The 7,620-nt window shown below is 67.5% G+C and carries 7 protein-coding genes; all 7 read left to right on the forward strand.

What is annotated here, in order from left to right; all coding sequences use genetic code 11:
• The first annotated feature begins 29 nt into the window (after window positions 1-29).
• The 7 genes from HMPREF3067_RS05530 (at window position 30) to HMPREF3067_RS05560 (ending at window position 7,579) form a co-directional block, all read left to right on the forward strand.
• On the forward strand, window positions 30-1,397 hold the full coding sequence (locus HMPREF3067_RS05530; protein ID WP_070768731.1) for a phosphomannomutase/phosphoglucomutase: 1,368 nt from the start codon (window positions 30-32) through the stop codon (window positions 1,395-1,397).
• Window positions 1,398-1,488: 91 nt separating this feature from the next.
• Window positions 1,489-3,582: a LamG-like jellyroll fold domain-containing protein gene (locus tag HMPREF3067_RS05535; protein ID WP_070768732.1), complete on the forward strand. Its 2,094-nt coding sequence runs from the start codon at window positions 1,489-1,491 to the stop codon at window positions 3,580-3,582.
• Between the two features lie 296 nt (window positions 3,583-3,878).
• Window positions 3,879-5,558 carry a nitrite/sulfite reductase gene (locus tag HMPREF3067_RS05540; protein ID WP_070768733.1) on the forward strand — a complete coding sequence of 560 codons (1,680 nt, stop codon included), beginning with the start codon at window positions 3,879-3,881 and terminating at the stop codon, window positions 5,556-5,558.
• Window positions 5,555-5,818 carry a hypothetical protein gene (locus HMPREF3067_RS05545; RefSeq protein ID WP_070768734.1) on the forward strand — a complete coding sequence of 88 codons (264 nt, stop codon included), beginning with the start codon at window positions 5,555-5,557 and terminating at the stop codon, window positions 5,816-5,818. Before HMPREF3067_RS05540 ends, HMPREF3067_RS05545 begins: the two co-directional genes overlap by 4 nt.
• On the forward strand, window positions 5,811-6,320 hold the full coding sequence (locus tag HMPREF3067_RS11500) for a sirohydrochlorin chelatase (protein ID WP_070768735.1): 510 nt from the start codon (window positions 5,811-5,813) through the stop codon (window positions 6,318-6,320). The genes HMPREF3067_RS05545 and HMPREF3067_RS11500 overlap by 8 nt, the downstream gene beginning before the upstream one ends.
• 59 nt (window positions 6,321-6,379) lie before the next feature.
• Complete coding sequence (locus HMPREF3067_RS11505) at window positions 6,380-6,628, forward strand: hypothetical protein (protein WP_246819246.1); 249 nt, start codon at window positions 6,380-6,382, stop codon at window positions 6,626-6,628.
• Entirely contained in the window at window positions 6,629-7,579 is a 951-nt protein-coding gene (locus tag HMPREF3067_RS05560; protein WP_070768737.1) for a sulfite exporter TauE/SafE family protein, read from the forward strand.
• Window positions 7,580-7,620 lie beyond the last annotated feature (41 nt).

The raw sequence follows: 7,620 nt of genomic DNA on the forward strand, positions 1-7,620 counted from the left end.
GCCGCGGCGGCGGACTAGACTGGGCATTTATGCGAGACCGTGAAAAGCTGGACCAAGTAATCAAGGCCTATGACGTGCGCGGCGTGGTGGGCGAGGACATCGACGTCGACTTCGTGCGCGAGGTCGGTGCGGCGTTTGCGGCACTGATGCGCTCCGAGGGTGAGCACGTCGTCGCCATCGGCCACGACATGCGCCCGTCTTCCCCCGAGCTGGCCGCCGCCTTCGGTGAGGGCGTTAACGCCCAGGGCCTCAACGTGGTCATGCTGGGGCTGACCTCCACTGACGAGCTCTATTTTGCCTCCGGCGACCTGGACTGCGCCGGCGCGATGTTTACCGCTTCCCACAACCCGGCCAAGTACAACGGCATCAAGCTCTGCCGCGCCGGCGCGAAGCCGGTGGGCGAGGCCACGGGCCTGGCCGATATCAAGGACATGCTGGCCGACGGCGTGCCCGACTTTGACGGCGAGCCGGGCGCGGCCACCGCCCGCGAGGTCCTGGAGGACTACGCGGCTTACCTCAACAAGCTCGTCGACCTGTCCGCTACCCGTCCCCTTGTCGTCGCTGTCGATGCCGCCAACGGCATGGGCGGCCACACCGTCCCCGCCGTCTTGGAGGGGCTGAACCTGGACATCCGCCCGCTCTACTTCGAGCTGGACGGCACCTTCCCCAACCACGAGGCCAACCCGCTGGATCCGAAGAACCTGGTGGACCTGCAGGCCTTCGTCAAGGACCAGGGCGCGGACATCGGCCTGGCCTTCGACGGCGACGCCGACCGCTGCTTCGTCGTGGATGAGCTGGGCCAGCCGGTCTCCCCGTCGGCCATCTGCGCGCTGGTCGCCGAGCGCTACCTGGACAAGTTCCCGGGAGCGACCATCATCCACAACCTGATCACCTCCCGCGCCGTGCCGGAGCTGGTCGAGGCCACCGGTGGCACTCCGGTGCGCACCCGCGTGGGCCACTCCTTCATCAAGGCCCAGATGGCCGAGCACGACGCCGTCTTCGGCGGCGAGCACTCCGCCCACTACTACTTCCAGGAGTTCTGGAACGCCGACTCTGGCATGCTGGCCGCCATGCACGTGCTGGCCGCCTTGGGTGCTAGCGACAAGCCGCTCAGCGAGCTCATGGCCGACTACCTCAAGTACGAGGCCTCCGGCGAAATCAACTCCACCGTCGACGACCAGGACGCCGCCACCCAGGCCGTGCTGGACGGCATGGCCGACAAGATCGCCGGCGTCGACCGCCTGGACGGCGTGACCGTGGATCTCAAGGGCACCCCGGCCTGGTTCAACGTGCGCGCCTCCAACACGGAGCCGCTGCTGCGCCTGAACGTGGAGGCGCCGAGCAAGGACGAGGTAGACGGCATCGTCCAGGAAGTCTTAAGCTTCATCCGCGCATAAGCTCCTGTTCACGCGGGCGTCCCCAGCCGTTTACTAGGCGGTTTTAATATTCATCGCGTATTGAATCGTTCTAGTAAAAGGAAAGGCCGTCATGCCGAACCGTCGTTTCACCGCCACCGTGCTTTCTACCGCGGTGGCTTCTTCTTTGGTCGTCATCGCCCCCGCTACCGCCGCCGAGGACGCCGGCTCCCGGTTCACCCTGGGCGTCATCCCGGACACCCAGTTCTACTCCCGCTATTCCACCCCGGAGACCGGCAACCTGGCCAGCGAGCGCTACGGCAGCGAGCCCTACCAGTCCCAGATGGAGTGGCTGGCCGACAACCAGGACGCGCTCAACATGGAATTCGCCACCCACCTGGGCGACGTGGTCGACCAGGCCGACGTTGCCGGCGAGTGGGATGTCGCCGACAAGGCCATGCGTGTGTTGGACGACTCCGATCTGAACTACTCCATCCTGCCCGGCAACCACGACATGGCCGACGATGACCCGTTTGGCACCCACTTCCCGGCCTCCCGCGCCGCCGGCAACGACACCTTCGGCGAGCGCCACGAGGTGCCCAACCAGGAGTCCGAATACCATATCTTCGAGGCCGAGGGCCAGCAGTACCTGGTCCTGGCGCTGGCCTGGCGTGCTAACGATGCCACCCTGGACTGGGCCCAAGGCGTCATCGACGCCCATCCGGAGCTGCCGGTTATCCTGACTACCCACGAGGTGCTCAACATCGACGGCCAAGGCCAGGTCTTCTACTCCGACGACTACGGCCGGGGCCTGTGGGACAAGTTCATCCGCAAAAACGACCAAATCTTTTTGACCATGGGCGGCCACCACCACGGCGCCGGCTACCGCGTGGACACCAACGACGCCGGCCACGAGGTGATCTCCATCCTGCAGGACTACCAGATGGCCTACCAGGGCGGTAACGGCCTGCTAGGTGTGTTGGAATTCGACCTGTCCGGCAACGAGCTGGAGATGGCCGCGCTGTCGCCGTGGGTGGCCAAGAAGCCGCACGAGGAGCTGACCCAGTTCGACAAGCTCATCCTGGACGGGGAGGGCGATAGCTACCGCGTCCCGCTGAACTTCAAGGAGCGCTTCGCCGGCTTCGCCCCCGAGTGGGAGGCCGGCGACGGCCAGGAAGGCGACCTGGCCGGAAAGGCCAAGGAGATCGTCGCCGAGGGCTACCAGCCCTACGAAATCACCGACGACGAGCTGCCGATTGATGATCAGGACTACGTTAAGGCCGAGGACACCGTCTTCCACTGGCGCCCGGGCCAGACCACCCTGGACGGCAAGCAGCTGGCTGAGGGCGAGGCCGCCGGCCGCGGCTCGGTCATCCCGGACATCCACGGCGACGGCGATCTCACCCGCGAGTCCGGCCTGGCCGACCGCGTTACCTACAGCACCGAGCGCCACCCGCTGTCCGCCGACGCCGGCTCCCTTTACTGGTCCGACCCGGCTGGCAAGCCCGCTGTGGCCTGGTTCAAGTCCGCCCCCGATGCCGCCATCAACAACGTCGACACCTCCCGCGGCTACACCTTCGAGTCCTTCGTGAAGCTGCCGGCTGACTTCGACGGCGAGAAGCACGGCTGGGGCAACGCAATCGCGCGCGATTCCTCCATCGCCGACCTGGTCGACGGCTCCACCGACACCGACCCGACCGTCATGATGGGCGTGTCCAACCTGCGCGAGCTGCGCTGGTGGGCCGAGCCGGAGGAGGGCAGCGGCAGCACCGTCTGGTCCCACGAGGTGCCCATCGACGAGTGGATGCACGTCGCGGTCGTCAACGACCCGGACCGCGACACCGTCGAGATGTTCATCAACGGCGCTCCCATCTTGCGCAACGCCGCCGGTGCGCAGGGCCTGCTGCCGCGCGAGCTGCGCTGGGTCATGGGCGCGGGCATGGACAACAAGCGCCCGCAGGATCCGTGGTACGGCTGGATCGGGGAGACCCGCCTGGTCAACAGCGTCCTCGACGAGGAAGAGTGGCTGACCGCCCGCGCCCACAACGCCGGCGATGCCACCGATGCCGACTCCAGCTCTAGCTCCAGCTCTGACAACTCCAGCTCCAGCAAGGCCGGCCCCATCGTCGCGATTATCGCCGCTCTGGCGGCGGGCATCGGCCTGGCGTTCAACTGGCGGACCATCGCCGCCCAGCTGGACAAGTTCGGCATCCACCTGCCGCGCTAACCACCCACCCCGCGGCGTACCAAGCCGTCTAGGCCAACCCGCCCCGGCGCTGATAAACCCAGCGCAGGGCGGGTTTTTGCGATTGTGACCCGCGTAACTTTTGGCTAACCGAATTCAGGTGGCCCCGCCGCGCTAATTATTTTCTAGCTAAAGCACCTGCCAAACCCCAGCGCAAAGCGTATATATCCACCGCCCCCGCCTAAGACCGAGCGGTCTAGCTAGACCGTACCTGTTTGTTCGCTAGACTTTGGTCACACAATTTTCCCGCCCCGCGCCACACGGAAAGGCACACGACTATGGCAACCGACGTCAAAGAGCGAAAGCGATCCGCCCGGCCGAAAAAGCCCGAGGGCCAATGGAAAATCGACGGCCAGGACCCCCTCAACAACGACGAGGTCATCAAACAGGAAGACGGGGGTATGTCGGCGCGCCAGCGCGTCATCGACATCTATTCTAAACAAGGTTTCTCCTCCATTCCGGCCGACGACCTCGCCCCGCGCTTCAAGTGGCTCGGCCTCTACACGCAGCGCAAGCAGAACCTGGGCGGGGAGCTGACCAGCCAGCTCGACAACTCCGAGCTGCAGGACGAATATTTCATGATGCGCATCCGCTTCGACGGCGGCCGTGCCACCCCGCAGCAGCTGCGCGTCGTCGGCGAAATCTCCCGCGACTTCGCCCGCTCCACGGCGGACTTCACCGACCGGCAGAACATCCAGCTGCACTGGATTCGCATCGAGGATGTCCCCGAAATCTGGGACCGCCTCGAGGCCGTTGGCCTGTCCACGCTCATGGGCTGCGGCGACGTCCCCCGCGTCATCCTCGGCTCGCCCGTCGCCGGGGTCGCGGCCGACGAAATCATCGACGCCACCCTCGCCATCGAGGAAATCGTCGACGACTACCTCCTCCGCGAGGAATTCCAGAACCTGCCCCGCAAGTTCAAAACCGCTATCTCCGGCAACGCGCGCCAAGACGTCACCCACGAAATCCAGGACGTCGCCTTCATCGGCACCAACCACCCGGACTACGGCCCGGGCTTCGACTGCTTCGTCGGCGGCGGTTTGTCCACCAACCCGATGCTCTCCCGCTCGCTCGGCGCCTTCGTGCCCCTGGAGCGCGTGCCGGAGGTCTGGGCCGGCGTGGTCGGCATCTTCCGCGACTACGGCTACCGCCGCCTGCGCAACCGCGCGCGGCTGAAGTTCCTGGTGGCGCAGTGGGGCGTCGAGAAGTTCCGGCAGGTCCTCGAGGACGAGTACTTGGACGCCCCGCTAGCCGACGGCGTGCCCACGCCCATCAACCCGGGCAACCGCGACCACCTGGGCGTGCACCAGCAGCAGGACGGCAACTACTACGTCGGCGTCAAGCCCACGGTGGGGCACGCGACCGGCGAGCAGCTCATCGCCATCGCCGACGTCGCCGAGCGCTTCGGACTTACCCGCATCCGCACCACGCCCATGAAGGAGCTGCTCTTCCTCGACGTGCCGGAGGACCAGGTCGCCGCGCTCAGCGATGCCCTCGACGCCACCGGCCTCTACTCCCACCCCTCCGAGTTCCGCCGCGGCGTCATCTCCTGCACCGGCCTGGAGTTCTGCAAGCTCGCGCACGTGACCACGAAGGCGCGCGCCATCCAGCTCGTCGACGAGCTCGAGGACGCCCTCGATGATCTTGACGTGCCGATTTCCATCGCGCTCAACGGCTGCCCGAATTCCTGCGCCCGCACGCAGGTCTCCGACATCGGCTTCAAGGGTCAGACCCTGACCGATAAGGACGGCAACCGCGTGGAGGGCTTCCAGGTCCACCTGGGCGGCGCGCTGGGCTTGGACCCGGACTTCGGGCGCAAGCTGCGCGGGCACAAGGTCTTAGCCGACGAGGTCACGGACTACGTCATCCGCTTGGTCACCAAGTTCAAGGAGCAGCGCACCGAGGGCGAACAGTTCCGCCAGTGGGTGCTGCGCGCTCCGGACGAGGACCTGCAATGAGATTTCGCCGCCAGCCCAACCCGAACCGCAACCACCCGACGTACTGCCCCTACTGCGCCGGCACGCAGCTCTTCCCGGACACCGAGGATGAGTTTGCCTGGAATTGCCAGGACTGCCGCCGGGTGTTCTCGGTGCGCTTCCACGGCCAGGACGACTCGCCGGTCGCCCCGTCGCCTGCGCTCTCGTCCCAGGAGGCGCTGCAGCAGTCGCTGCGCCGGCGCGGCCACTCCACGGCCCGGCAGGAGGCCGACGATGCCTAACCGCGCCCTCATCACCCTCGCCCACGGTTCGCGCCGGGCGGGGGCGGCCGCCGGCATCGAGCGGCTTACCGCTGCGGCCGCGCGCCGAGCCGGGGTGTCTCTGTCCGCCGCCGCGCACCTGGAGTTCAACGAGCCGGACCTGGCCAGCGCCGCCGCCGGCCTGCGCGATCGCGGAGCCGATGAAGCTGTCGTCGTGCCGTTGCTGTTCACGCCCGGCTACCACCAGCGCGTGGACTACCCGTCCGTGCTCGCTGATGCCCACGCAGCCACCGGCTTGCCCCTCAAGGCCGCCGCCGGCCTGGGCACGGGCGCGGATCTTGCCTGCGTGCTGGCCCCGCGCTGCCCGGCAAGTGACCACGGCGTCCTCTACGCGGTGGGCTCTGCCGACTCGGAGGCGAACGCCGCCGTGACCGACCTGGCGGTTGAGCTGGGCTGGTCCATGCTCTTTGCCACGAAGGACTCCCGGACGCCCCGCGCGGGGTGGCCGGGTTGGAGCACCTAGCCCGCCAGCAGGGCAGAAAGCACGCCCAGCAGCACACCCAGCACCACGCGTGCCTGCACGTGGTGCCGATGTTCGTCACCGACGGCCTCCTGCTCGACCGCCTGACCGCGGCCGTGCCGGAAATCGAGGCGGCGACGGGCGCGAGCGTGACCTGTCAACCACCGCTGGGCGCTGCGCTCGCGGGCATCGTCGCGGCGCGGTACGGTGCAGCATATAAGCACGGCAAGCACGGCAAGTTCGACGGGCACGGTCAGTACCGGAAGCACGGCAAGCTGGCGGCACGGGAACTGTTGAAGGCGGGTGTCTAGATGACGGCATTGCTCTTGATTGCGGTGGGCGGTGCGGCTGCCCAGCTGGTCGATGGCGGTATCGGCATGGGCTTCGGCGTGACCTCGACGACCATCCTCATCTTCCTGGCGGGCCTCGGGCCGGCGCAGGCCTCGGCCGTCGTGCATACCGCGGAGCTGGGCACCACGTTGGTCTCCGGGATTAGCCACTGGCGCTTCGGCAATATCGACTGGAAGACCGTCGTGCGCCTGGCGGTGCCGGGGTCGATTGCGGCGTTTGCCGGCGCGACGGTGCTCTCCAGCCTATCGCTGGACGCTGCGGCGCCGATTACCTCGGCCATCCTCTTCGCCGTCGGCCTGAACTTGGTTTGGCGCTTTTCCCGCGGCCGGGTCACGCGCAAGCTCACCGAGACCCCGCATTCCACCCCGTTCCTGCTGGGGCTGGGGTCGGTCGGCGGCTTCGTCGATGCCACCGGCGGCGGTGGCTGGGGACCCGTCACGACGTCCACGCTGTTGTCGTTGGGCAAGCAGCAGCCGCGGCGGATCGTGGGCACGGTCAACACCGCGGAGTTCTTGGTCACCCTCGGCGCGACACTCGGCTTTGTGGTGGGCCTGTGGGACGACTTGGTCGCGAACGCGGCCGCCGTCGTGGCGCTGCTGGTCGGCGGTAGCTTGACCGCGCCGGTCGCGGCGTGGCTGATTAGCCGCCTCAACCCGATCCTGCTGGGCGGGTTCGTGGGCACCGCCATTGTGCTGCTGAATGTCGGCACCATCGTGGGCGGGGCGGAGAACGCCTTTGGCTTCACGATGCCCACCGCCCTCACCGTCGCTCTCTACCTGGCGTTGGCCGCCGGGGGAGTGGCCCTAACCCTGCGGGGGCGCAAACGCGCCCTCACCAACCGGCAGGCAGCGGCCGACCAGACCCCGGCCGCGGAGGCGACCGACCCTGTGCCGGCGCCTTCCAGCCGTTAGGCGCGCCCGGCAGGCACGCCGAGTAGGCGCTACGGAGTGGT

Source organism: Corynebacterium sp. HMSC04H06 (assembly GCF_001815935.1).
Taxonomy (GTDB): domain Bacteria; phylum Actinomycetota; class Actinomycetes; order Mycobacteriales; family Mycobacteriaceae; genus Corynebacterium.

Coding starts and splice junctions, on each gene's coding strand:
- HMPREF3067_RS05530 (WP_070768731.1), top strand. CDS start 30: ATGCGAGACCGTGAAAAGCTGGACCAAGTAATCAAGGCCTATGACGTG.
- HMPREF3067_RS05535 (WP_070768732.1), top strand. CDS start 1,489: ATGCCGAACCGTCGTTTCACCGCCACCGTGCTTTCTACCGCGGTGGCT.
- HMPREF3067_RS11500 (WP_070768735.1), top strand. CDS start 5,811: ATGCCTAACCGCGCCCTCATCACCCTCGCCCACGGTTCGCGCCGGGCG.
- HMPREF3067_RS05545 (WP_070768734.1), top strand. CDS start 5,555: ATGAGATTTCGCCGCCAGCCCAACCCGAACCGCAACCACCCGACGTAC.
- HMPREF3067_RS05560 (WP_070768737.1), top strand. CDS start 6,629: ATGACGGCATTGCTCTTGATTGCGGTGGGCGGTGCGGCTGCCCAGCTG.
- HMPREF3067_RS05540 (WP_070768733.1), top strand. CDS start 3,879: ATGGCAACCGACGTCAAAGAGCGAAAGCGATCCGCCCGGCCGAAAAAG.